General features: G+C 43.3%; 21 protein-coding genes. 4 read left to right on the forward strand and 17 right to left on the reverse strand.

The window, feature by feature from the left end; genetic code table 11:
- Positions 1–87 precede the first annotated feature (87 nt).
- Entirely contained in the window at positions 88–456 is a 369-nt protein-coding gene (locus AC0VYH_RS20970; RefSeq protein ID WP_194218362.1) for a response regulator, read from the reverse strand.
- A gap of 253 nt (positions 457–709) precedes the next feature.
- On the opposite strand from AC0VYH_RS20970, the gene AC0VYH_RS20975 reads away from it, so the two are divergent.
- Positions 710–1,240, forward strand: a complete 531-nt coding sequence (locus tag AC0VYH_RS20975; RefSeq protein ID WP_194218361.1) for a DUF2529 family protein — start codon at positions 710–712, stop codon at positions 1,238–1,240.
- Positions 1,241–1,295: 55 nt separating this feature from the next.
- Here the strand turns inward: AC0VYH_RS20975 and AC0VYH_RS20980 are convergent, their stop codons facing one another.
- From AC0VYH_RS20980 to AC0VYH_RS21025, 10 genes are all read right to left on the reverse strand, one after another.
- Complete coding sequence (locus AC0VYH_RS20980; RefSeq protein ID WP_194218360.1) at positions 1,296–2,909, reverse strand: CTP synthase; 1,614 nt, start codon at positions 2,907–2,909, stop codon at positions 1,296–1,298.
- Between the two features lie 420 nt (positions 2,910–3,329).
- Entirely contained in the window at positions 3,330–3,821 is a 492-nt protein-coding gene (gene rpoE, locus AC0VYH_RS20985; RefSeq protein WP_430245258.1) for a DNA-directed RNA polymerase subunit delta, read from the reverse strand.
- Positions 3,822–4,117: 296 nt separating this feature from the next.
- A complete protein-coding gene (gene icmF / locus AC0VYH_RS20990; protein WP_475373079.1) occupies positions 4,118–7,381 on the reverse strand; it encodes a fused isobutyryl-CoA mutase/GTPase IcmF in 3,264 nt (1,087 codons plus the stop codon).
- A gap of 13 nt (positions 7,382–7,394) precedes the next feature.
- The gene (locus tag AC0VYH_RS20995) at positions 7,395–8,009 is read right to left on the reverse strand and encodes a TetR/AcrR family transcriptional regulator (RefSeq protein WP_430245337.1); all 615 of its coding nucleotides are present in this window, start codon (positions 8,007–8,009) and stop codon (positions 7,395–7,397) included.
- 17 nt (positions 8,010–8,026) lie between these two features.
- The gene (gene meaB / locus AC0VYH_RS21000) at positions 8,027–8,986 is read right to left on the reverse strand and encodes a methylmalonyl Co-A mutase-associated GTPase MeaB (RefSeq protein ID WP_475368187.1); all 960 of its coding nucleotides are present in this window, start codon (positions 8,984–8,986) and stop codon (positions 8,027–8,029) included.
- A gap of 8 nt (positions 8,987–8,994) precedes the next feature.
- Entirely contained in the window at positions 8,995–10,137 is a 1,143-nt protein-coding gene (locus tag AC0VYH_RS21005) for an acyl-CoA dehydrogenase (RefSeq protein WP_475373080.1), read from the reverse strand.
- A 375-nt stretch (positions 10,138–10,512) separates the two neighbouring features.
- Positions 10,513–11,655 (reverse strand): acyl-CoA dehydrogenase, encoded by a 1,143-nt coding sequence (locus tag AC0VYH_RS21010; RefSeq protein WP_371017840.1) that lies wholly within the window; start codon positions 11,653–11,655, stop codon positions 10,513–10,515.
- A gap of 20 nt (positions 11,656–11,675) precedes the next feature.
- A complete protein-coding gene (locus tag AC0VYH_RS21015; RefSeq protein ID WP_475366161.1) occupies positions 11,676–12,530 on the reverse strand; it encodes a 3-hydroxybutyryl-CoA dehydrogenase in 855 nt (284 codons plus the stop codon).
- A gap of 14 nt (positions 12,531–12,544) precedes the next feature.
- Positions 12,545–13,723, reverse strand: a complete 1,179-nt coding sequence (locus AC0VYH_RS21020) for an acetyl-CoA C-acetyltransferase (protein ID WP_475366162.1) — start codon at positions 13,721–13,723, stop codon at positions 12,545–12,547.
- A gap of 146 nt (positions 13,724–13,869) precedes the next feature.
- Positions 13,870–15,978 (reverse strand): (Fe-S)-binding protein, encoded by a 2,109-nt coding sequence (locus tag AC0VYH_RS21025; RefSeq protein WP_283153329.1) that lies wholly within the window; start codon positions 15,976–15,978, stop codon positions 13,870–13,872.
- Positions 15,979–16,219: 241 nt separating this feature from the next.
- Here AC0VYH_RS21025 and cls point away from each other — a divergent pair, with 241 nt between their 5' ends.
- A complete protein-coding gene (cls, locus tag AC0VYH_RS21030) occupies positions 16,220–17,407 on the forward strand; it encodes a cardiolipin synthase (RefSeq protein ID WP_475373081.1) in 1,188 nt (395 codons plus the stop codon).
- An 86-nt stretch (positions 17,408–17,493) separates the two neighbouring features.
- The gene (gene uvsE, locus AC0VYH_RS21035) at positions 17,494–18,450 is read left to right on the forward strand and encodes a UV DNA damage repair endonuclease UvsE (protein ID WP_475373082.1); all 957 of its coding nucleotides are present in this window, start codon (positions 17,494–17,496) and stop codon (positions 18,448–18,450) included.
- A gap of 41 nt (positions 18,451–18,491) precedes the next feature.
- Here uvsE and AC0VYH_RS21040 read toward each other — a convergent pair whose 3' ends face one another.
- The 6 genes from AC0VYH_RS21040 to bacA all read right to left on the reverse strand — a co-directional run bounded on the left by AC0VYH_RS21040 (position 18,492) and on the right by bacA (position 24,056).
- Positions 18,492–18,662: a XapX domain-containing protein gene (locus AC0VYH_RS21040; protein WP_194218349.1), complete on the reverse strand. Its 171-nt coding sequence runs from the start codon at positions 18,660–18,662 to the stop codon at positions 18,492–18,494.
- 158 nt (positions 18,663–18,820) lie between these two features.
- Positions 18,821–20,482: an arginine--tRNA ligase gene (argS, locus tag AC0VYH_RS21045; RefSeq protein ID WP_283153326.1), complete on the reverse strand. Its 1,662-nt coding sequence runs from the start codon at positions 20,480–20,482 to the stop codon at positions 18,821–18,823.
- Complete coding sequence (locus AC0VYH_RS21050) at positions 20,479–20,907, reverse strand: YwiB family protein (RefSeq protein WP_194218347.1); 429 nt, start codon at positions 20,905–20,907, stop codon at positions 20,479–20,481. Before AC0VYH_RS21050 ends, argS begins: the two co-directional genes overlap by 4 nt.
- 452 nt (positions 20,908–21,359) lie before the next feature.
- On the reverse strand, positions 21,360–22,238 hold the full coding sequence (speB, locus tag AC0VYH_RS21055; protein WP_303532832.1) for an agmatinase: 879 nt from the start codon (positions 22,236–22,238) through the stop codon (positions 21,360–21,362).
- 2 nt (positions 22,239–22,240) lie between these two features.
- The gene (speE, locus tag AC0VYH_RS21060; RefSeq protein WP_226615764.1) at positions 22,241–23,068 is read right to left on the reverse strand and encodes a polyamine aminopropyltransferase; all 828 of its coding nucleotides are present in this window, start codon (positions 23,066–23,068) and stop codon (positions 22,241–22,243) included.
- A 205-nt stretch (positions 23,069–23,273) separates the two neighbouring features.
- On the reverse strand, positions 23,274–24,056 hold the full coding sequence (gene bacA, locus AC0VYH_RS21065) for an undecaprenyl-diphosphate phosphatase (RefSeq protein ID WP_475373083.1): 783 nt from the start codon (positions 24,054–24,056) through the stop codon (positions 23,274–23,276).
- A gap of 209 nt (positions 24,057–24,265) precedes the next feature.
- On the opposite strand from bacA, the gene AC0VYH_RS21070 reads away from it, so the two are divergent.
- Positions 24,266–26,323 carry a transglycosylase domain-containing protein gene (locus AC0VYH_RS21070; RefSeq protein WP_475368193.1) on the forward strand — a complete coding sequence of 686 codons (2,058 nt, stop codon included), beginning with the start codon at positions 24,266–24,268 and terminating at the stop codon, positions 26,321–26,323.
- Positions 26,324–26,340: the final 17 nt, after the last annotated feature.

Here is a 26,340-nt window from a genome sequence, read left to right on the forward strand (position 1 = left end):
CACGGTTCTATTATAGCATATCACTTTCATAAAAGAAGGGGAAAAGCTTGATTTAATGGGATTTGTTTATGTAAGCGTTACCTTTCTTTATGAAAGCGATGCTAATTCTTTTTTTACTGCTGCTCGTATCTCGTCAATGTCAAAAGGCTTCGCAAAATGGGTAATTGCTCCTAGATCCATCGCTTCGTGAATCATATCTAGTTCACCGTAGGCAGTCATAATAATGACAAGCGCCCTTGCTTCCATTTTTTTGATTCTCTTTAGAATTTCAAGTCCGTCCATTCCTGGTATCTTCATATCGAGAATGACTAAGTCGGGATCCTCACTTTTTACGATCGATAGTGCTTGAACCCCATTCGCTGCCTGGAAGGTTTGATATCCTTCTTTTTGGAAGATTTCGTTTAGAAGAATACGGATTCCATATTGATCATCTACGATTAAAATTTTTTCATTCATGTGAGAGCACCTTCTTTTCAGTTAGTCTTACTGTTTATGTTCGCTTCAAATTGTTGAATCCCTTCCTGATTATACATCGAGGGCTGTAATTCGCAAGTGTCATGTAGTTTCGTTATAATAGGAACCTGCGATGAGCAAAAAAATTGTTCATCTTCTTTTTCGGTATAATGAGATTCATTCATATATTTATATCCAAAATACAGCCAAAAATCAGTTCTCTTTTTTTATAAAAACTTTGAAAGGCAGTGATAAGATGCTTAAAATTTTTACGACTCAGCTGATGGGGAAGTTTAAGATTATTCAGGATCAGCATGAGATGGTGATTGAAGATATATCCCGATTGTTCGCACAGACGATAACAGGAGGCGGTACGGTTTATTTTTATGGCGAGCATGAGCTCCAGGGCGCTGCTCTTGAAGCAGTGTACGGATCTGAGAAGCTTCCTTCAAGTGCGATTCTCCATGACCCTGCCGCATTAACTGAAAATGACTGCGTGATATTATTTTCACGGTTTAACGATGACAAACTAGCGGCTGAGCATGCTGAGAAATTCAAAGCAACAGGAGCTCAGGTTGTTGGCATATCAGCAACGAAAAAAGAAACTGATCCTCTCCTTGAGCAAAGCGTTCATTTTCACATTAACACTGGGCTTACTTCCGGTCTCGTTCCAAATGATGATGGGGAACGAATCGGTTACCCTTCTCTACTCACTTCTTTGTACATTTATCATGCCCTTTATTTAACTACAAGAGAAATATTAGAAGAGCATGGCTACAAATTTTAATGCTATCTTCTTCTAAAAAAGCCTCTTCTCCGAACGGAGAAGAGGCTTTTTGTAATTATTTGCTGTTAGCGATAGAAGCGCCAATAAATTCTTTGAATAACGGCTGTGGACGAGTTGGACGTGATGTGAATTCAGGGTGGAATTGTGATGCAACAAACCACGGGTGATCCTTCACTTCTACGACTTCTACAAGACGGCCATCAGGGCTAGTTCCAGAGAAGATGAAGCCTGCTTCTTCCATTTCAGTACGATACTGATTGCTGAACTCATAGCGATGACGGTGACGCTCATAAATTACTTCATCGTTATAAGCTGCATATGCTTTCGTACCTTCCGTTAGCTTACATGGATAAAGACCGAGACGGAGTGTACCACCAAGATCTTCAACATCCTTCTGTTCAGGGAGAAGGTCAATGACTGGATATTTCGTTGTTGGCTTAATTTCAGCTGAATGAGCACCTTCTAGATTCAGAACGTTACGTGCAAATTCAACAGAAGCAAGCTGCATACCAAGACAGATTCCTAAGAAAGGTACTTTGCTTTCACGCGCGTACTGAATCGCAGTAATTTTCCCTTCAATTCCGCGATCGCCGAATCCACCTGGAACGAGGATGCCATCTACGTCAGAAAGAAGTTCCTCAACGTTTTCCTGCGTAACTGTTTCAGAATTAATCCACTTAATGTCAATGTCAGCATCAAATGCATAGCCAGCGTGCTTAAGCGACTCTACAACGGAAATATAAGCATCTTGAAGAGCGACATACTTCCCTACAAGCGCAATTTTTGTTTTGCCTGAGAGGTTTTGAACTTTCTCAACAAGCTCATTCCATTCAGTCATATCCGCTTCTTGGCAGTTCAATTTCAAATGTTGACAAGTGATCTCATCAAGCTTTTGTGCTTGTAGAGCAAGAGGAACTTTATAAAGCGTATCAGCATCTTGCGCTTCAATGACCGCATGCTCATCAATATCACAGAACAAAGCGATTTTGTCTTTCATTTCTTGTGGAACTGGCTGTTCCGCACGAACAACAATAACGTTTGGCTGGATACCAAGGCTTCGAAGCTCTTTCACACTATGCTGTGTTGGCTTTGTTTTCATTTCACCAGCTGCTTTAAGATAAGGAAGAAGCGTACAGTGAATGTACATAACGTTCTCCTTGCCGATGTCACTCTTGATCTGACGAATCGCTTCAAGGAATGGAAGACTCTCGATGTCTCCAACCGTTCCACCGATTTCAGTAATAACTACATCAGCGCTTGTTTCGTTACCTGCGCGGAAGATGCGCTCTTTGATTTCATTCGTAATGTGAGGAATTACCTGTACTGTTCCTCCAAGATAGTCGCCACGACGCTCTTTACGAAGAACCGTAGAGTAGACTTTACCTGTTGTTACGTTTGAATTCTTAGAAAGGTTAATGTCAATAAAGCGCTCGTAGTGTCCAAGATCTAGATCCGTTTCAGCGCCATCATCTGTTACGAATACTTCACCGTGCTGATAAGGACTCATTGTCCCTGGGTCAACGTTAATGTACGGGTCGAACTTTTGAATCGTTACGCTCACGCCGCGATTTTTCAAAAGTCGTCCTAATGAAGCTGCTGTAATTCCTTTACCAAGCGAAGAAACAACACCGCCTGTTACAAAGATGTACTTCTTATGTTTTGCTGTCATCTTTCTGCCCCCTCATGGTTTGTATTCTGCCCTTCAAGAAAGGAAGGGGATTCATCTGAAACGAGAGATTTTATGTTTTTTAATAAAATCAATGCAGATGGTTACATTTTTCTTAACTTAATCGGAAGGTCCACTCGTACTGGCTAAATTCCAGCTTCTCAATGCATTTCATCAATGAGCTTATTAGAAGAACATGCCAACAGGTTCTAACAGAAGCCATCGTTCTTCTTATACTTTAGCCCTTTAAAAAGCTTAAAATCCTTAAAGTATAAAAAACAAAAAAAACAAAAGTGGCACCTGTCCCATAAATGAGGGGGCACTTTTGTTTTCATATCGTATCTATAAATTAGTTTAGTATTTTGGTGAAGCCCAAAAATGATTCTACCGATTTCACTACCGAAAGTCAAGAAGCGACAGAAATTATTTCTTTTCTTCTTCGTCGTCTTCCACGTCGTCATCATCGTCATCATCAATGTCTTCATCGTCCAAATCTTCTGTATCATCATCGAAGTCATCATCGTCAAAGTCGTCAAGATCATCTACTTCTAGATCTTCAAGATCGTCTTCATCATCTTCGTCGAAACCAAGCTCATCGTCAGTTGATTTCTTGCGTTTCTTTGGTTTAATCGTCGTAGCAAGCTCTTCTTGAGATTGCTCAACAGGATACCAGCCCTTAAGGCCCCACTGGTTATCTCCAAGCGTTACGAAACGACCGTCTGTGTTCAAGTTTGTATAAACTTCTGCAAGCATGTCCTGAAGCTGAGAAGAAGTTAGACCTTTCATTTTTCCAATTCGTTCCATTAACGTATAGAAAGAAACAGGTTTTTTCTCGTCCTGCAGGATGAAATACATAATATCAATCATGGATGTTTCTTGGATGTCTTCAGCAGACAGCTGCTTTAAGCTATTCACGATATCGGCACTCCCTTTCAATTATCTCCTATGAATAATAGCTGCTAATTTGAGAAACTAGCTTATCACTATTTTTAAACGATAGCATTTATTTCAAGCTACTTGTAAATCCTAATACAAAACATACCATTCATTATAAACAAAATTACGCAATCTATGCTACGATTTTCAAACAAATCTATTGAAATAGAAGGATTTCACCTTCAAATGATGTACCTTTTCGTACGAAAAGGAGGAAGGCTACTCCTTCCTCCTACAATAATATGAACGCTTGCATTTGACAAGTTCTTAACGGTCTACATATTTCGACGGTATTTTCCACCAACTTCATAGAGTGCGGTTGTAATTTGTCCTAGACTTGCTACTTTCACCGTCTCCATTAATTCTTCGAAAATATTTCCTTTACTTAACGCTGCTTTCTTTAAGCGATTCAGCGCATCTTCTGTCGTATCCGAATGCGTTTCTTGGAACTGCTTTAAGTTTGTAATTTGCTGTTCCTTTTCTTCCTTACTCGCTCTTGCAAGCTCCATGTTCCACTCTTCTTCTGCAGGTGGATTTGGATTCTTATACGTGTTCACTCCAACGATCGGAAGCTCACCGCTATGCTTTAGCATCTCATAATGCATAGACTCTTCTTGAATTTTACCGCGCTGGTACTGTGTCTCCATTGCACCCAATACACCGCCACGCGCGTTAATCTTCTCAAATTCACTAAGAACAGCTTCCTCCACAAGGTCTGTTAATTCTTCAATAATGAATGAACCTTGTAGTGGGTTTTCATTCTTCGTCAGTCCATGCTCTTTCGTAATAATCATTTGAATTGCCATAGCTCGACGAACGGATTCCTCTGTTGGTGTTGTGACAGCTTCATCGTAAGCATTCGTATGAAGCGAGTTACAGTTGTCATGAATCGCCATTAAGCCCTGCAATGTTGTGCGTATATCATTAAAGTCCATCTCTTGCGCATGCAAAGAACGTCCTGACGTTTGCACATGATACTTTAACTTCTGGCTACGAGCATTTGCCCCGTACTTCTCTCTCATTACCGTCGCCCAAATTCTGCGCGCCACTCTTCCAATAACGGTATATTCTGGGTCAAGTCCATTACTAAAGAAGAAGGAAAGATTCGGTGCAAACATATCGATATCCATACCGCGACTTAAATAATACTCGACATACGTAAAGCCATTCGCAAGCGTGAACGCCAGCTGTGAAATAGGATTCGCACCCGCTTCGGCAATATGGTAACCGGAAATTGACACTGAATAATAGTTGCGCACATTCTCATTGATGAAGTACTCCTGAATATCCCCCATCATCCGAAGCGCAAATTCTGTTGAGAAAATACATGTATTTTGACCCTGATCTTCTTTTAAAATGTCCGCCTGAACAGTACCACGAACCGTGCTAAGCGTGATTGCCTTAATATCGGCAAGCTCCTGCTCGTTTGCTTTACGACCTTCTTTTTCTTCAAACCCTTGAATTTGCTGCTCAATCGCCGTGTTCATAAACATTGCGAGTATGATCGGCGCAGGGCCATTAATCGTCATAGATACTGAAGTCGATGGTGCACATAAATCAAAGCCTGCATAAAGCTTTTTCATATCGTCGAGTGTACAAATACTCACGCCACTCTCGCCAACTTTTCCGTAAATATCAGGACGATAGTCAGGATCTTCTCCGTAAAGCGTCACAGAATCGAAAGCGGTGCTTAAGCGCTTCGCATCTTCGTTCTCAGAGAGGTAATGGAACCGTCGATTCGTTCGCTCAGGCGTTCCTTCGCCTGCAAATTGACGCTTCGGGTCCTCTCCTTTTCGTTTAAATGGAAAGACGCCTGCCGTGTACGGGAATGAGCCCGGCACGTTCTCTTTCAATACCCAGCGCACAATTTCTCCCCAATCTTCATACTTCGGTAGAGAAACCTTTGGAATATCCAATCCTGAAAGACTCTTCGTCGTTAGTTCTGTTACAATTTCTTTCTCGCGGATAACGGAAATGAATTCTTTCCCACTATATTTCTCTTTCACTTCAGGCCAGCTTTCGATAATCTTACGCGTTTCTCCATGCATATCGTCCATGTTTTCATCTTTCATCTTAGAGAGCATCGCAATCGTCTCGTCATTGACTCCCGCACTCTCTAGCATCTCAATCGTCCCTTGAAGCTGGAATGCTTTCCTTGCAAGCTGAACCTGCTTTTTAACGTATTCATGGTAACGACGAACGGAACCAGAGATGTCCTGTAAATATTGCTGACGCTGCGGTGGAATAATGAGATTCAGCTTTTCTACGATGTCACTTGTTTCAATGTTTGTTGCCCAGTCATTTCGACATTTACGATGAATCGTATCAACCAATGCTTTAAAAAGCGTATTCGTGCCCGGATCATTAAACTGACTTGCGATCGTGCCGTAGACAGGCATGTTATCTAGATTTTGCTCAAACAGCATGTGACTACGCTGATATTGCTTCTTCACGTCACGCAGAGCATCTTCAGAGCCTTTGCGTTCGTATTTATTAATCACAATCAAATCCGCAAAATCGATCATATCAATTTTCTCAAGCTGTGAAGGCGCACCAAATTCACTTGTCATCACATACATCGAAACATCAGAAATTTCAACGATCTCGGCATCCCCCTGGCCGATTCCGCTTGTTTCAATAATGATCAAGTCATATCCAGCCGCTTTCACAACGGTTAACGCTTCACGTATTGAAAGTGAAAGCTCAGTTTTTGATTTTCGCGTTGCGAGACTTCTCATAAACACGCGGTCATTGTGAATAGCGTTCATACGGATTCTGTCACCGAGCAGTGCGCCGCCAGTCTTTTGTTTTGTCGGATCAATGGAAAGGATCGCTACCGTCTTATCATCAAATTCATTAATGAAACGGCGTACGAGCTCATCAGTTAAGGAGCTTTTCCCAGCTCCACCAGTACCAGTAATCCCAAGAACTGGAGAGTCGGTTGCCATATTCTTAAGCTTATCAAACACTTGCTCAGCAGCGGCCGCCGTCTCTTCTGTACGTTCTCCTCCATAGCTTTCAGCAAGGGTAATGAGACTCGAAACAGCCTGCGGATCGCGCTCATGCAAGCGATCAATCTGGTTATCAATTTGTTTAAACGTCGGAAAATCACATTCCTTGATCATCATATCGATCATCCCTTGCAGACCAAGATCACTTCCATCATCAGGTGAAAAAATGTGAGAAATTCCGTAAGCATGCAGCTCTTTAATTTCCTTAGGAATAATAACGCCGCCCCCACCGCCATAAATCTTAACGTGTGAAGCGCCTTTTTCTTTTAAAAGGTCATACATATATTTAAAGTATTCCATATGACCGCCTTGATAAGACGAGATTGCAATTCCCTGCGCATCTTCCTGTATGGCAGCGTTCACGACTTCCTCAACAGAGCGGTTATGTCCGAGATGAATAACTTCTGCACCGCTCGCCTGCAGAATGCGGCGCATAATGTTAATAGATGCATCATGACCATCAAACAAACTTGAAGCGGTTACAAAACGAACATGGTTCACTGGTTTATACGTTTCGACTACACTCACTGCTGTTCCTCCTCTATCGGTTCGTAGTTTCTACAGGATTTAAAGCTTGAATCAAAAAAGCCTCCTGCATTCTTGTATACTCTTCAATGGAATAATGAGACCGAAGCGCCCAGCGCCTGAACACCCACATCTGTCCCTGCACGAGAATGTTATGAGCAGCTCCGTAAATTTCCTCTTCTGTAAGCCGAAGTTTTCCTTCTGCTACACATTCTTCAATCAATCGCTCAAAAATTTCTGCCATGCCTAGCTCTTTTTTCAATACATAAGGGAGCGTTTCCCGAGGAAGGGACTTTGCTTCCTGGTACATAACAAGCACTTCATCCTGCATATCGTCCATCACATGATAAAACGCATGAAGGGCCTGCCTTAAACGCTCGATTCCTGTTATGTCAGGCTTAAGCTGATCTTCTAGACGCTCTCTCACTTCATCATAAATGCTGTCACAAACGAGATATAACACATCTTCTTTTTTGCGAATGTATTCATACAGCGTACCAATGCTAAAGCCAGCAACACGCGCAATTTCTCGCGTTGTCGTACGATGGAACCCTTTTTCCTTAAAAAGGGAGACCGCTGCTTTGATCATTTGCTCACGTCGTTTCTGAATGAGTTTTTCATCCTTTACCATCGAAGGAACGTTTTTCTTCACCTTCCCATCCCCTTCCTCTCAAGGCTGCCCATATAATCCTGAAGCAGCTTCACAGCGGCTGAGTAAGGGTCGATGGCGCCACTTTTCACTTCATCAATCCAGCCATTATCTTCTGCTTCGCGCTCCATAAGCTGCTTCATCATTTCATCATGCACCACTTCGATCACTTCTCGTTCAAGTGAGGTTTTGCGTCTAGCATCGCGCTCACCAGACTCCTTACTGTATTCAAAATGCTCCTGCATTCGTTTCCAAACATTCTCAAGACCTAGATTTTGAACAGAGATCGCCTTCACAATCGGTGGACGCCAAGGCGCATCATGCTTCACCAGATCGAGCATGCTTTCAAGCTCAGCCAGTAGCTTGGGGACACCAGGTAAATCTGCTTTATTGACGATAAAAAGATCCGCAATTTCCATAATGCCAGCTTTAAAGACTTGCACAACGTCCCCGCTACCTGGGTTCAACACTACGGCAATCGTATCCGCGATCTTCATAATATCGAGCTCTGATTGCCCAACCCCAACCGTTTCAATTAAAATGACATCGAATCCAAAAGCGTCCATTAAGCGAACCGTTTCCTTCGTCGTTCGAGAAAGCCCCCCAAGGCTCCCTCGTGTTCCCATGCTTCGGATAAAGACACCAGGGTCGGTAAAATGCTCCGCCATCCTGACACGATCTCCTAAAAGGGCACCCCCGCTAAACGGACTCGTTGGATCAACGGCCACAACACCAACAGTGAGATCCTGCTTTCTAAGGTGGGTAATCAGCCTGTTAACTAGCGAACTTTTACCGGCACCGGGTGATCCGGTCATCCCAATATAGTGGGCACGCCCCGTCATCGGGTGGATATCCTTCAGTAATTCCAGTTTGTCTTCAGCATCATTTTCAACAAGACTGATCGCCTTTGCGAGCGCACGTTCATCCTGATTTGAAAGTCGTTCTGCGAGTGGATGCATAGTGCTTCTTAATCAGCCATCAGCATTCTTGAAATAACAAGACGCTGAATTTCATTTGTACCTTCATAGATTTGCGTAATTTTCGCATCACGCATATAGCGCTCAACTGGATAATCCTTCGTATAGCCATAGCCACCAAAGACTTGCACCGCTTCTGTTGTCACTTCCATCGAGATATCACCAGCGTATAGCTTAGACATCGCCGATTCCTTGCCGTAAGGAAGACCCTGACTTTCTTTCCATGCAGCCTGGTAAGTTAATAGTCGAGCTGCTTCAATTTTCGTTGCCATATCTGCCAGCTTAAAGCCAATGCCTTGATTTGCGCCGATCGGCTTGCCAAACTGCTTACGCTCCTTCGCATAAGCTGTTGCCGCATCAAGCGCACCCTGTGCAATGCCGACAGCTTGAGCCGCAATTCCGTTACGCCCACCATCAAGCGTCTTCATCGCAATTTTAAATCCCTGTCCTTCGTCGCCAAGACGATTTTCAACCGGCACACGGCAGTCTTCAAAAATGATTTCGAGCGTAGGAGAAGAGCGAATGCCGAGTTTTTTCTCTTTCTTACCCATTGAGAAACCAGGCGTTCCTTTTTCAACGATAAACGCTGTAATCCCTTTATGACCCCTTTCTTTATCGGTCTGAGCAAACACGATATATATTTCCGCTTCGCCGCCGTTTGTAATGAAAATTTTCGAGCCATTTAAGATGTAGTGATCGCCATCAAGCTTCGCCGTCGTTTTCATCCCACTCGCATCTGATCCTGACCCTGGCTCTGTGAGACCGTAAGCTCCCATTAGCTTACCTTCTGCCATTGGACGTAAGAACTTCTGCTTCTGCTCTTCTGTACCAAATGCATTCAACGGCCAGCCTGCAAGGGAGGTATGCGCAGAAAGCGTTACACCTGTAGATGCACAAACGCGCGATAGCTCTTCCACTGCAATCACATAGCTTAAATAATCTGAGCCAATACCACCGTACTCTTCTGACCATGGGATGCCCGTTAAACCAAGCTCAGCCATTTGATCAAAAAGCTTTCGATCAAAGCGCTCTTCTTCATCACGCTCAGCCGCTGTTGGTTCTACTTCTTTCCTCGCAAAATCTCGCACCATTTTCCGTAGCATTTCATGTTCTTCTGATAGTTGAAAATTCATCTTGTTTCTCTCCTTTTTGGTGGTTTGGACAATAAAAGTTGATTTTGGACAATATATCTCGAATTTGGCTAATAAAAATGAAGTTTGGCCAATATAATGGTTTTTTGGACAATAAAACGGATATACCTGGCTTTTCTGATCCAGCTGCTGTGACCAGACCCTCTGTCACTTCACCTTCCAACTCGATCACAAAGACCATGTTCGGTTTGGAAGCCTCCAGTGCCTGACGGGTCTTAACGGTCACTTCCGCTTTTCTGATCCAGCTGCTGTGACCAGACCCTCTGTCACTTCACCTTCCAACTCGATCACAAAGACCATGTTCGGTTTGGAAGTCTCCAGTGCCTGACGGGTCTACACGGTCACTTCCGCTTTTCTCTATTTCATCAAGTTCCGACTAATGACGATTTTCTGGATTTCGCTCGTTCCTTCGTAGATTTCGCATACTTTCGCGTCTCGGAATAGGCGTTCTACTGGGTAATCTTTCGTGTAACCGTAACCGCCATAGACTTGAACCGCTTCAATCGAGGCTTTCACGGCTGCTTTCGATGCAAAGAGCTTCGCCATCGAGACTTCCTGCATGCAAGGGATCCCGTGGTTTTTCAGATCAGCCGCACGATAGGTTAGGAGTTTCGCTGCCTCTACTTCTGTTGCCATATCGGCAAGCTTGAAGCCGAGACCTTGATTTTGCCCGATCGGCTTACCAAACTGGTGACGCTCTTTCGCGTAAGCCGTCGCGTAATTTAGCGCCGCTTCAGCAATTCCTAGTGACTGTGCCGCGATCCCGATGCGGCCGCTCTCAAGGTTTGCCATCGCAATTTTGAATCCCTGACCTTCTTCGCCGAGACGATTCTCAACTGGCACACGGCAATCTTCGAAAATGATTTCAACCGTATTCGAGCCGTTTAGCCCCATTTTCTTTTCTTTCTTCCCAACGCTAAATCCAGGCATGTCATGTTCGATAATAAAAGCAGTTACGCCTTTGCTTCCTTTTTCCTCAGGATTTGTTCTTGCGAAGGCAACATACGTATCCGCCTCGCCGCCGTTTGTAATGAAAATCTTTGAGCCGTTCAAAATGTAGTGATCGCCATCTCGGACAGCCCGCGTTTTCATGCTGCTTGCATCTGATCCTGAACTCGGTTCCGTCAGCGCAAACGCACCAAGGTATTCTCCGGTTGCTAGCTTCGGAATGTAGCGCTTTTTCTGTTCTTCTGTACCAAACGCTAGTATCGGCAGTGTCCCAACGGATGTATGAACCGATAGAATTACGCCGACCGTGGCGCTCACTTTTGAGAGCTCATGGATTGCAATGATGTATGACGTATAATCCATTTCCGCTCCGCCATAAGCTTCTGGAATCGGAATCCCCATTAAACCAAGCTCGCCCATTCGTTTAATCACTTCGCGTGGAAAACGATCCGTCTCTTCCATTTCTTCAACGATTGGCGCGATTTCTTTTTCCGCAAAATCACGCACCATTTTCTGCATCATCTTCTGCTCTTCCGTAAATACAAGCTCCATGCTCGTTCCTCCTCGTGGTGTTAATCCTGGTATTGGTAGAAGCCTCTTCCTGTCTTACGTCCGAGCCAGCCAGCTTTTACATATTTACGTAATAGCGGACATGGGCGGTATTTATCATCGCCGAATCCTTCTTGAAGCGTTTCCATAATATAAAGACACGTATCAAGACCGATAAAATCTGCGAGAGTTAATGGTCCCATTGGATGATTCATGCCGAGCTTCATCACGCTATCGATATCCTCAGGGGATGCCACACCTTCATAAACGGTGTAGATCGCTTCGTTGATCATTGGCATCAAAATTCGGTTGGAAACAAATCCTGGGAAGTCGTTTACTTCAACCGCTGTCTTACCGAGATCCATCGCTAGCTTTTCAACGGCCTGGTAGCTTTCGTCTGTTGTTGCTAGACCGCGAATAATTTCAACAAGCTTCATGACAGGCACCGGATTCATAAAGTGCATACCAATCACTTTCTCAGGGCGCTTTGTTGATGCTGCAATTTCCGTAATTGGGAGAGAGGATGTATTCGTTGCAAGAAGCGTATGATCTTGCGCAATTTCATCCAGCCGTGCGAAAAGGTTACACTTCACTTCCATGTTCTCAACAGCTGCTTCAATGACGATGTCTACATGCTTTGCATCCTGCAGATCTGTCGTCGCTCTCAAACGTTCCATCGTTCCGCTTAGATCTTCCTGCGTAATCCGCTCTTTGGAAACTTGTTTCGAGAGGTTTTTCTCAATTCTCTCAAGTCCTTTATCAAGAAACTCCTGCTTCAAATCATTTAAATAAACTGTATAGCCAGAAGCTGCACACACCTGTGCAATTCCAGCTCCCATTTGTCCTGCACCAATCACCATAATTGTTTTTATTTCCATCATCATGCTCCCTTCTATACCTGAACCATAATAGCGTCGCCTTGACCACCGCCGCTGCAGATCGCTGCTATTCCGATGCCACCGCCGCGTCGCTTCAATTCATGAATAAGTGTTATTAAAATGCGTGCACCACTTGCTCCAATTGGATGACCAAGCGCCACTGCACCACCGTGCACATTGACCTTTTCTTCATCGAGTGAGGCAATTTTTCCGCTCGTTAGCGCTACAGCTGCGAACGCTTCATTGATTTCAAATAGATCAATTTCTTCAATTGATTTTCCTGTTTTCTTCAATAGCTCATTGATCACGAGACCCGGCGTCTTAGGAAAATCCTTTGCTTCAACAGCAATTGCTGTATGAGAAAGAATTGTGGCCATGACTTCTTTGCCTTCTTTTGAAGCACGTTCTTCAGACATAAGGACAAGCGCCCCAGCTCCATCATTTACACCTGGTGCATTCCCAGCTGTAATCGTTCCGTCGGCACCGAAGACTGGCTTTAGCTTTCCTAACTGCTCCTCTGTTGTGCCTTTTCTAGGTGCTTCATCATGTTCAACGACGAGAGGATCTCCTTTTCGCTGTGGCACGTTAACAGGGATAATTTCTTCTGCAAAAATCCCCGATTCCATCGCTTTCACAGCACGCTCCTGACTTCTTGTCGCCCAGCGATCCTGCTCTTCTCTAGAAATCTCATACTCTTCCGCTGTCGTGTTTCCATAAACGCCCATGTGACAACCATCAAACGAGCACGTTAAGCCATCATGCACCATGAGATCAACCACTTGTTTGTCGCCCATTCGCATGCCCCAGCGCGCGTCCTTCATGATGTATGGGGCGTTGCTCATCGATTCCATTCCGCCGGCAACAATGACTTCTTCATCACCAGAGCGAATGATTTGATCAGCGAGCGTCACGCTACGAAGACCTGAAGCGCATACTTTGTTAATCGTTTCCGTCTTTACTTCCCAAGGAATACCAGCGTGTCTTGCTGCCTGACGAGATGGAATTTGACCTTGACCACCTTGAAGGACAGACCCCATAATCACTTCTCCTACATCTGCCGGATCAATTCCAGCGCGAACCAAAGCTTCTTTAATCGCTGTTCCACCAAGCTTAGATGCTTCTATTGATTTAAGAGCCCCACCAAATTTTCCAAACGGCGTTCTCACACCGCTAACAATGACCGTTTTGCCCACAAAAACCTCTCCTCTCATTTTTGAAAACGCTACCATAATTGATTAAATTGCGACTGAACGCTCGCTCACCTTACCGACAAAGTAACAAAGGAAAGAGCTCATGCCGGTCGTAAAAACCAGCATAAGCTAACCCTTTGCCAAACAGTCTATTGGAGAACAGTTTCTTTTTGAACAATGGAGCGTTCTAAAATCTCGACAATATCTAGTGTTGCTACTTCTTCTTCTACTTCCTTCGCTTTCGTACCATCACTCATCATCGTTAAGCAGTAAGGACACGCACTTCCGATAACGGATGGCTTCACGCTAAGTGCCTGTTCCGTTCTCGTTACGTTAATGCGAGATCCTGTATCTTCTTCCGTCCACATCAAACCGCCGCCTGCGCCACAGCACATACCATTTTCGCGGTTGCGGTCCATCTCGATCACTTCAACGCCTGGAATACTGCGAAGAATTTCACGTGGTGGATCGTATACTTCGTTGTAACGTCCGAGATAACAGGAATCATGATACGTGATTCTCTCGTTTACTTCGTGTTTCGGCTTCAGTTTTCCTTCTTTGATCCAGTCATACAATAATTCGGTATGGTGATAAACCTCTGCTTCTAGTCCAAACTCAGGATACTCATTTTTAAGTGAGTTATAAGCATGAGGGTCGATTGTAACGATTTTTGAAATATTATGCTTTTGGAACGTTTCAATATTTTTCTGTGCAAGATCCTGGAACAAGAACTCGTTTCCTACACGTCGTGGCGTATCGCCAGAATTCTTTTCTTTGTTACCAAGAATAGCGAACGAAATGCCAGCTTCATTCATGATCTTCGCAAAGGAAGCGGCAATCTTCTGGCTACGATTATCGTAAGAGCCCATCGAGCCAACCCAGAAGAGATATTCGAATTCTTCGCCTGCTTTTTCTTTTTCTTTTACTGTTGGAACAACGATATCATCACGCATATCGCGCCAGTTCTCACGCTCTTTACGGCTAATCCCCCACGGGTTGCCCTGACGTTCGATGTTCGTAATCGCACGCTGTACATCGCTATCCATCTTCCCTTCCATTAAGACAAGGTGACGACGCATATCGATGATTTTATCAACGTGCTCGTTCTCAACTGGACATTGATCTTCACAGTTACGGCACGTTGTACAAGCCCAAATTTCTTCTTCTGTAATCACGTTACCAATTAATCCATCGCTCACAAGCCCTTCAGCTGCTGCAGCTGTTTCCTGCTGAGCACGTGATTGATAAGCAATTTGATTTCCTGCTGTGTTAGAAAATGCATATGCAGGAACCCACGGCGTTCTTGATGTAACGGCTGCGCCTTTTTCTGTCAGGTGATCACGAAGCTTAACGATCAAATCCATCGGAGAAAGGATTTTTCCTGTTGCCGTTGCCGGACACATATTCGTACAGCGTCCACATTCCACACAGGCATACAAATCAACAAGCTGCTTTTGATTGAAATCTTCAATCGTATTCACGCCGTAAGTTTCTTGACTTTCATCTTCAAAGTTAATAGATGCAAGCTGCCCTACTTTGTTTGTACGACCCAAGAAAACGTTGACTGGTCCTGCAATTAAGTGAGCGTGCTTGGATTGCGGTACATACACCATGAACGTAAGAAGCACGAGCAGGTGAATCCACCAGAAAAAGAAGAATAGCGCAATCGCTGCTGTTTCATTGATCCATGAGAATAAGAAAGCAATTCCCGAAGCAACTGGCGCACTCCAAGAATAACCAGCATCATGCCAGATAATTTCCATACCGCCTGCAAAAAGAACGGATATCATTAAAAGTCCAATGAACAATAGTACAAGTCCCGCTTTAAAACCTTTCTTTAAACGAGCGATCGCCTCAATATAGCGACGGTAGAATGCCCATACAACTGCTGTTAAAATCATTAGCGTCACGAGCTCCTGGAAAAACGTAAACGCTGGGTAAAGCGGTCCAAGAGGAAGATGTGACCCCGGTGATAAACCTTTCACAATCATATCGATTGCACCGAATTGAACGAGAAGGAAACCGTAGAACATCATCACATGGATGGTTCCACTCTTCTTATCTTTAAGTAATTTCTTTTGCCCAAACACTTTGACTACAATAGCTTCTAGTCGTTCTTTCATGGAATGATCAAATTCTGCTTTCTTTCCAAGCTTAATGTATTCATATCGAGTCTTCACAACATACCCAAATAAGAAGAATGCGTAAGCGGTTACAAGAATGAAAGCAATCCAGTTAGCGATCAATAAAACATCCATGCTGGCAAACCTCTCCTTTCGTGTCATTCCTTCTTAGCCGCTTCGTGATGCTTGAACAAAGATGCTCCCCGACAGTTCAAACAATTTATGAAAACGCTTTTAAGTCAGAATGAAAGTAATTTTCTGACTTTAGTATAACACATAAATAACTGAATGAGCATTCAGTCAGAGAATTTTTTTTACTTTTTTTAAGTTTAGGACAAACTAAGTCAACAGTAACTATTGAAAGGAGGGGAAAATCGTGGAGATCTTTTTAACAGTCCTACTCGCACTCATATTGTGGTTAATAACCGACCTTCATACAGGCAATAAGAAAAGAAAACTCGCTCCTTCCTCTTCACGTCAAAAAATGACGGGAAACCTGACTTTCATTAATGATGGAGATGATTTTTTTAGAGCACTAATAAATGATATTGATGCTGCAGTCTATCAAATTCATATGATGTTTTATATTTTTCGAGATGACGCCACGGGACATATGATTATCGAGCATCTTTGTCAAAAAGCAACCTCTGGCGTCTCTGTCTATTTACTCGTGGACTATGGAGGTAGTCACAGCTTAAAGAAAGCCACCATAAGAAAAATGACCTCCTGTGGCATCGTTTTTTCCTATTCCAGAAAAATTTCTTTCACACGATTTTTCACTTCCATAAATGAGCGTAATCATCGAAAAATCACTGTTATTGATGGAGAGATTGGCTACGTTGGTGGCTTTAACGTTGGAAACGAATATGTAGGGAAGGATCCTAAGTTTGGATATTGGCGAGATTATCACCTTCGCGTGACTGGCGAAGCCGTGCAAGGACTTCAAGATCAATTTTTCCTTGATTGGGAAGAGAGTCATTCCCCTATTAATAAGCATAACGTTTATATACCGCCGCTCGAAACAGGTCAGCATAAAGTCTCGTTTCATATTACGAATGGTAATAGCGTAGAGGAAGCTTTTGCCTCGTATATTGATAAAGCTACAACATCTATTATCATTGGCTCCCCCTATTACATTCCAGGACAAACTGTTCAAACGAGCCTGCTACGCGCCCTGAAATGCGGTATTAAAGTCCAGGTTATTTTGCCAATGCGTGCCGACCATCCTCTTGTAAAAGAAGCTTCATATGAATACCTCGTTGAACTGATTCGTGCCGGTGGAGAAGTTTATCAATATATGAATGGCTTCTACCACGCCAAAGTTATGATCATTGATGAGACATTGTGTGACATTGGTACAGCGAATTTTGATCAACGAAGTTTCCACATTAATGGGGAAATCAACTGCATTATCAGCACTCCTTCTCTCATTGTTGAAATCAAAGAAGCGATCCAAAAAGACATTCTACAATGTGAACGTCTGGACTTGAAGAGACTTCAAGATCGAACGATCGGAAACCGAGTGCTTGCCCCACTAGCAAGACTCTTCAGTCCGTTTCTTTAAAAAGTTCGATGTGCTTTCCTTTGTTTCAATTCGCTTGCACAGGGAAAGAAATGACCAGCCCTTTTTTTGAAAGGAGACCACTTATTATGAAGCTCAGATTTGGATATGTATCAAACGCACTTGCGTTGCACGAAGCTTCACCGGCGCGTACAATGACTTTTTCCACCTGGTCAAAGCTTTCTGAAGAAGAACGTTCAGAGAAGCTTCATACAATTACAGAAACGAATTTAAAGAGTACGTTACGTGCGCTGCACTACAATATTGCACATGAAATTGATTTGTATCGTATGTCTTCTTCCATTGTTCCGCTTGCGACGCATCCTGAAGCAAAGTGGGATTACATTACGCCTTTCCGTGACATGTTTGAAGAGATCGGTGAGCTTGTTCAAAAGCACCGCCTTCGTGTGAGCTTTCACCCGAACCAATTCACTCTTTTTACAAGCCCAAAACAACACGTAACGGACAATGCTATAGGTGACTTGAACTATCATGTTGCTATGCTAGATGCGATGGGACTAGACTCTCGCTCCATCGTTAATATACATATTGGTGGAGCTTACGGAGATAAAGAGGAAACCCTTAAGCGTTTTTACGCGAATTTTGATTCCATTCCTTCTCATCTTCGCTCGCATGTGACGCTTGAAAATGATGATAAAACATACAATGCGAAAGAAACGCTCGAGGCATGTGAGCAAACAGGCGTCCCGTTTATTTTCGATTACCATCATCATCTAGCGAATCCAGGCGACGGACTACCTGAGCGCTTTTTTGAACGCGTTCATGAAACATGGAAGCCAAAAGGACTTCTACCGAAATACCACCTTTCCTCTCCCAAATCTGCTAGCGCCTACCGGAGTCATGCAGATTATGTGGACAGTGAGTTTGCCATTCCGTTTATAGACATGTTGAAGGAATACGGAGAAGATGCTGACATCATGATTGAAGCAAAGAAAAAAGACCTCGCAGCTCTGCAGCTTGTCGACGATCTTTCAGCGATACGTGGCGTCAAAAGACTTAGTGGAGGTTCTGTATTATGGAAATAAAAAATCATTTCGCTATCGATGCAGCTACCAAAAAGCTCAATCTACAGTGACCAGAACCCTGATAACCATTCATACGCCTTAAATCCAAGGTATATCCCAACAATCCCAGCAATGCCTGCGAATGCAGGTGGAGCTGGGATGGGTAGCTTCAAAAACGCAAAAATTAACCCGACCAAAAATCCTGTTAATGTTGCAATCAAAACTGTCTTCATCACATCACCCCTTTTTTAAAGTATGACCGAATGACCGATTCATTATAAAAAATGTGAGCGTGTAAGAGTTTTTAACCTACGAAACCAGTTTAAAATTAATCAACGTATCATTCGCATAAATAGAAAAATCCTATCGCTCATGCGATAGGATTTTTTTATTACATTTTCTCTGGTGCAGTGACGCCAATGATTTCAAGGGTGTTTTGAATCGTTTGACGAACGGCTTTCATAAGTTTGAAACGAGCCGCACTTTTCGCAAGATCTTCTGGATCAAGAACTCGTTCAGCATTGTAGAAGCTGTGTAGTGCTTGAGCAAGTTCAAATGAATAGTTTGTAATGCGATGCGTCATACGCTTATCCGCTGCTTCCGCAATCGCTTCAGGCAATTCACCGAGCTTCTTAAGAAGGTCCATTTCTTTCTCAGATGTAATGAGAGATAGATCCGCATCTTCTGTTAGCCCCATCTCTTCTCCCTGACGAAGAATACTGCATACGCGAGCGTGCGCATATTGCACGTAATACACAGGGTTTTCATTCGAGCGTGATACGGCAAGGTCCATATCAAAATCAAGGTGAGAATCTGAGCTGCGCATTGAGAAGAAATAGCGCATTGCATCGATACCAACTTCATCCATCAATTCACGAAGCGTAACAGCTTTACCTGTTCGCTTACTCATCTTCATTTTTTCGCCATCTTTAAAGAGGTTCACCATCTGAATAATTTCCACTTCTAGCTGCTCACGCTTATAACCAAGTGCTTCGATTGCCGCTTTCATTCTTGGAATATAGCCGTGGTGGTCAGCTCCCCAAATGTTGATCAGCTTATCGAATCCACGAGAAAGTTTATCTTGGTGGTAAGCAATATCCGGAGTTAGATACGTATAAGAACCATCGCCTTTAATCAAGACGCGATCTTTGTCATCGCCGTAAGTAGTCGAGCGGAACCACGTAGCACCGTCCTGCTCAAATGTTTCACCGCGTTCATTTAGCTTCGCAAGAACATCATCGATTTTGCTTGATTGATAAAGAGAAGTCTCAGAGAACCAGACATCGAATTCAACACCAAATTCTTTCAAATCCTTCTTTAGCTTCTCAAGCTCGCGCTCAAGACCGTACTCGCGGAAGTAAGCATAGCGCTCTTTCTCATCGAGTTGAAGTAGACGGTCGCCTTCCTTCTCGACAAGATCTTTCCCGAACTGAACGATATCCTGACCTTGATAGCCATCTTCAGGCATGTCCTTTTCTTTTCCAAGTGCTTGCATGTAGCGAGCTTCAAGAGAAACCGTTAAATTATGAATCTGGTTCCCAGCGTCATTGATGTAATATTCACGCGAAACATCATAACCGGCACGATCAAGCACATTACAAAGCGTATCACCTACAGCCGCTCCTCGTGCATGACCAAGGTGCAGGCTTCCAGTTGGGTTCGCTGAAACGAACTCTACTTGGATTTTTTCATTCTTGTCTGCAGATCGGCCATAGTTGTTTCCTTTATCAAGAATCGTTGGAATGAGCTCTGTTAAATAAGCAGTATCCATAAAAAAGTTAATAAACCCAGGACCAGCGATATCAATCTGCTTAATCCCTGCTTTTGTCATATCAAGATTTGCTTTAAGATCCTCAGCAATAGCTCTCGGCGCTTTTTTCGCGATACGAGCAAGCTGCATCGCCATGTTCGTCGCATAGTCACCGTGAGCCTTGTCTTTAGGTGATTCCAAAATCACTTCCGGCATTTCACTCTCTGATGCAAGACTAGCCTTTAATACGGCCTGCTTGATTTCTTCTTTTAGCTGTTCTTTCTTTTGTTCCACACTGTTCATTGACTTGCTCCTTTCCAGCTTAGCGACAGTTCGTGTCGCTGCGTTTCATCTTCCTCGAGATTAAGCAAATAGCGAAGCGTTAGGCGTCCTTTGTGCTTCTCCTTGTCCACCAATTGCTCAATTCGTTCCGTCCGAATTTGCATCGGCATCGATCCGAACGGCGTTTTATATAGAGATTCTGACACTTGTCCTGGCGCAAATTGCTGACGCATCGATAGCGCTCCTCTTCGAATCACGGTCACTTGCTCTTTATCTATTTTAACAGTAGTTGAAACCTTGCCAATCTCAAGGCTTTCTTCATAGCGTAAATAAAGCGCCTCTCCCTTTTCAACGAGGTTTCCCTGCACGGAATAGTTTGTAGATTCTTTTTCTTTTCCCGATTGGATACGGGAATCAATGGTTATTTCAATCGGATGATCACTCATCACTTCACGTCCTTACTAAATCATTAACTTTCTTATTATAAGAAAAGCGGCAGCGCCTTGTCCACCCCCGACCAGCTTAAGGCGACTCTCAATGTGACGTTCTTTGTCACAATGAGAGATGACTTAAGACCTCGAGGGGGTAGGCGCTGAAGCTAGATCATCAAAAGCGGCAGCGCCTTGTCCACCCCCGACCAGCTTAAGGCGGCTCTCAATGTGACGTTCTTTGTCACAATGAGAGATGACTTAAGACCTCGAGGGGGTAGGCGCTGAAGCTAGATCATCAGAAGCGGAAGCGCCTTGTCCACCCCAGCTCATTTTCTGTGTTGATTTTTAGCTCATATATGCAGTGTAAAACTAAGGTTTCACTCAAATAAGCTAAAAGTCGCGCACGGAACATACAGAGCATCCAAACAAAAAAAGACTGTATTCAAAATGAATACAGCCTCTCTGGATTATTTTTTGTGAGTCCAGCCGAGAAGCATTTCACGGATAAATTTACTAGCCGCAATCGGCGTTTGTTCGGATGGGTCATAAGCTGGTGCAACTTCAACAAGATCCGCACCAACGACGTTTATTTCAGAACCAGCAATGGCTGAGATCGCCTCAAGCAACTCTTTGGATGTGATCCCACCTGCTTCAGCTGTGCCTGTCCCAGGCGCATGAGCAGGGTCAAGAACATCGATATCAATCGTTACATACACATTGCGTCCTTTAAGCGTTGGTAGGACTTTTTTAAGTGGTTCTGCTACTTCAAATTTGTGCATGTGCATACCGGATTCTTTGGCGAATTGAAACTCTTCACGCATACCAGAACGAATGCCGAATGAGTATACGTTCTCAGCACCAATCAATCCACAAATTTTACGAACAGGTGTGGAGTGAGAAAGAGGCTCTCCTTCATACTCTTCACGCAAATCCGCGTGTGCATCGATATGGATCAACGCAAGATCATCGTATTTTTTGTGAAAAGCTTTTAGAATGGGCCACGTTACAAGGTGCTCCCCACCCATACCAAGTGGGAATTTTCCCGCTTCAAGCAACGAATCAAGATATTCTTCAATCATATCAATGCTTCGCTGAGGATTACCGAATGGAAGTGGAATATCTCCTGCATCGAAATAACGAATTTCTTCAAGATGACGATCTGCATAAGGACTATATTCTTCAAGTCCTAATGAAGCCTCACGAATGCGTCCTGGCCCAAAGCGAGATCCGGGACGAAAGCTAACTGTCCAGTCCATTGGCATACCATAGATAACCACATTACTTTCGTCGAAGGAAGGGTTACTTAGAATAAACACGTTACCTGAATAAGCTTCATCGAATTTCATGCTCATTTTACAAGATCCTGTACGAATTTCGGAAGTGCGAAGCAAGCATTGTGAAGCTCTTTCGTATAGTACTTAGTCTCAATCTCGTGGAAGCGACTTTCAGGTACTTCAAGCGGATCATTCTTTTTAGATCCAATCGTAAACGTCCACAGGCCACTCGGGTAAGTTGGAATGTTCGCTGTGTATACGCGCGTAATCGGGAAGATTTCTCTTACATCTTTTGATACTTGCGTAATTAAGTCCGCTTTAAACCAAGGGTTGTCCGTCTGCGCAACGAAAATACCATCTTCTTTTAGTGCTTTTGAAATGCCTTCATAGAAGCCACGTTCAAAAAGCTTTGCAGCTGGTCCTACCGGCTCAGTGGAATCAACCATGATCACGTCATACTCGCCTTCGCTTTTCGCGATATGCATAAAGCCATCATCAACAAGAACCTCAACACGCTCGTCATCTAGCGCTCCTGCGATAGTAGGCAAGTACTTTTTCGAATACTCGATCACTTTGCCATCGATTTCAACAAGCGTTGCTTTTTCAACAGATGGATGCTTCAATACTTCACGAATAACGCCTCCATCACCGCCACCAACAACAAGAACGTGTTTTGGGTTTGGATGTGTGAAAAGGGGCACGTGTGCGACCATCTCATGGTAAACAAACTCATCCTTCTCCGTTGTCATAACCATACCGTCGAGTACGAGCATGTTACCGAATTCTTCTGTTTCAATCATATCAAGACGCTGAAAGTCCGTTTGTTCCGTATGCAGCGTCTGCTTAATTTTCGCCGTAATGCCGAAGCGTTCCGTTTGTTTCTCTGTGTACCATAATTCCATGTAAACCACTCCTCTATGTCATTGCTACACTAAGTCCGTTCCCGAACCACATAGGTCCAAACACCATTAGTATGTAGCAAAAAAATGTATCTAAGCATTCTTAAAGTACAAGAAAAGTATAGTCGACTCTGTGTAAAAAGCAAGAGAATTTTATACTTTCAACTGTCGGCTCAAAAAGTTATTTAAGTGAACGACTCTATTAACACTAAAATAAAATCATCCAAACAAAAAAAGCAAGCACAAATCTGTAAATCGCAAAAGGGATGAGACGGACGCGTTCAATGAATTTAATAAATGTTACAATAGCCAAAAGCGCCACTAAAAAGGCTGTTAAAAAGCCTGTTAGGAACACAGGAATGTCGGATACAGATAAATACTGATAACTTTGCAATAAATCATATCCACTCGCCGCCACCATCATTGGTACAGCTAGAATAAATGAAAATTCAGCAGCTGTTTTATGAGTTGTTCCGAGCAAGACGCCGCCTGAAATCGTTGCACCTGACCTTGAAAATCCAGGCCAGAGAGCAAGACATTGAAATACTCCAATAGAAAAAGCCTGCTTCCATGTTAATTCATCCAGGCTCGAGCTAATTGGCGCCTCCTTCTTTAAGTCAGCTACGATCATTAACACGCCACCAATCACAAGTCCGATCACAACCGTGTAAGGGGAGAAAAGATAACTTTTAATAAAGCTATGAAGAAGAAATCCTGCTACGACAGCTGGAATCATTCCAAGCATAAGATGAATCAGGGTTAATCCTTTTCTCTCGCTATTTGGTGATAATAAATCCGCAAATCGATGCCGATACATCACGACCACAGCTAAAATAGAGCCAAGCTGAATCACAATCTCAAATGTTTTTGCCCGTTCACCAGTAAAACCAAGCCAATATCCCGTTAAAATCAAATGACCTGTAGATGAAACGGGCAGAAATTCCGTTATCCCTTCTACAATTCCAAGGATAATCGCAATCATCATCTCCATACTCTTCTCTCCCTGCTCTCAGTAACATTCATTATAGTTCATCCTATTCAAAAGCTGGACAAATATTTTCCCTTGTTCATCTGAAGAAACGCATTCGCCCATTCTAGCCTATCCGCGTTGGATAAAAAGGACAATTACCGAAGAGAAACGTGTTTAAGAGTTTCTAGATTGTCACATACTAGATTTAAGATGATGTGGGGGTGAACCACATGAAATGGCTCAGAACTGAGCGATTCCATTATTGGAAGCGTTGGACAATGCTTCTAAGTAGGCTAATGATGATATGTATTGTAATAATCGGGCTATCCGTTGGATCGCTCTATTTGCTAACTGTTTTCATGGGAGCTCCTGAGCTTCAAGTACCGCAAACAACGATTTATTATGATCATAAAGAAAATGTAATTAGCGAGAGTAATAAAGACGGTCAGAATCGCTACTGGGTTGACCTTGATCACATTTCTCCTCATGTCATAGATGCCACGATTGCCATTGAAGATCGGCATTTCTATGATCATATGGGCTTTGACTTCAAACGCATTGGCGGGGCTATTCTCGCTGATATAAAAGCGATGGCCAAGGTTCAAGGAGCAAGTACGATTACGCAGCAATACGCCCGTAATCTATTTTTGGAACATGATAAGACGTGGAAACGAAAAATCGCAGAAGCTTTCTATGCTTATCGACTTGAAGTTCATTATTCAAAGGAAGACATTCTAGAAGGATATTTAAATACGATTTATTATGGTCACGGCTCATACGGAATAGAATCAGCCGCAAGAACGTACTTCGGAAAAAAAGCTGAGGGTCTTTCGGTTGCTGAGTCTGCCATGCTCGCCGGCATTCCAAAAGGACCAGGTTATTACTCTCCATATGCTGATGCAGAAAGAGCAGAGGAACGACAAAGCACGGTACTTCAAGCGATGGTAACTAATCATGCTCTAACCGAATCAGAAGCAAAACAGGCAGATATGGAACAGATGGCTCTCGAAACCTTTACAGAAGATACTAAGCCTGAAATTGCTCCATATTTTGCACAAGAGGTTAAGAAGCAATTAAAATCCGTACTTTCACTTGATGAACGTGTTATTGAGCAAGGAGGATTACACGTTTATACGACGCTTGATACATCAATGCAAAATGCTGCCGAAAAATGGGTAGAATCAAGTATTGATAAAAAAAGCGACATACAAGCTGCTCTCGTAGCGATGGAGCCTACATCAGGAGCTGTAAAAGTAATGATTGGTGGCCGCGATTATACAGAAAGTAAATTCAACCGAGCAACAATGGCCAAAAGGACACCAGGATCGACGTTTAAGCCGCTGCTTTATTATGCCGCAATCAAAAATGGCTTTACGCCGTCTACGCTTATTCGCAGTGAACCTACAACTTTTTACTATGATAATGAACGCAAAACCTACTCACCTCATAATTATGGGGATGTTTACGCGAATGATGAAATCACACTCGCCCAGGCACTTGCCCTTTCAGATAATATAGTCGCTGTGAAAACACACATGTTTCTAGAAGAAAAAACGCTTGTGAATACAGCCAAATCATTCGGCATTAGAAGTAAGCTGTCTGCTATTCCCTCATTAGCTCTCGGCACTAAGCCCGTAGGTATGATGGAAATGACGGAAGCCTATAGTATGCTTGCTAACGGTGGATATGGCGTCTCACCTTATTATATTGAAAAAGTCACGGATCGAGATGGAAAGGTCATCTACGAACACAAATCTGAATCTGAACTTGTATTGGATCCTGATGCTGCCTTTGTCACGACAAGCATGATGACGGGTGTTTTCGATGAATCCTTAAATGATTATACGCGTGTAACAGGCTCAGGCGTTGATCATCTATTAACACGTCCAGCTGCCGCTAAAACAGGTTCTACTTCAACTGATAGCTGGATGGTTGGATTTACGCCTCAGTTAACAGCGGCCGTCTGGGTTGGTTATGACAGAGGAGAGAAGCTAAATCATCGAAACGATGGTTCGTATACGAAGAAAATCTGGGTGAATTTCATTGAGGATGCACTGGCGGAAGAAAAAGCGACCGATTTCGAGCAGCCTGAAAATGTTGTCGGTGTTGAAATTGATACGCAAACAGGTTTAATCGCTACTGAAAACTGTCCTGTGAAACGCTTAACTTATTATATAGAAGGAACCGAACCAACTCACCTTTGTGAAGATCATCCCGGAACGGTCCCTAATGGAAAAGAAAATGAACAGAAAGGACTTTTGGAGCGATTCTTCCAATGGGTCCGTTAAAAAAGACGGATGAGTAC

The organism is Anaerobacillus sp. QJM3NY_32, from assembly GCF_056173645.1.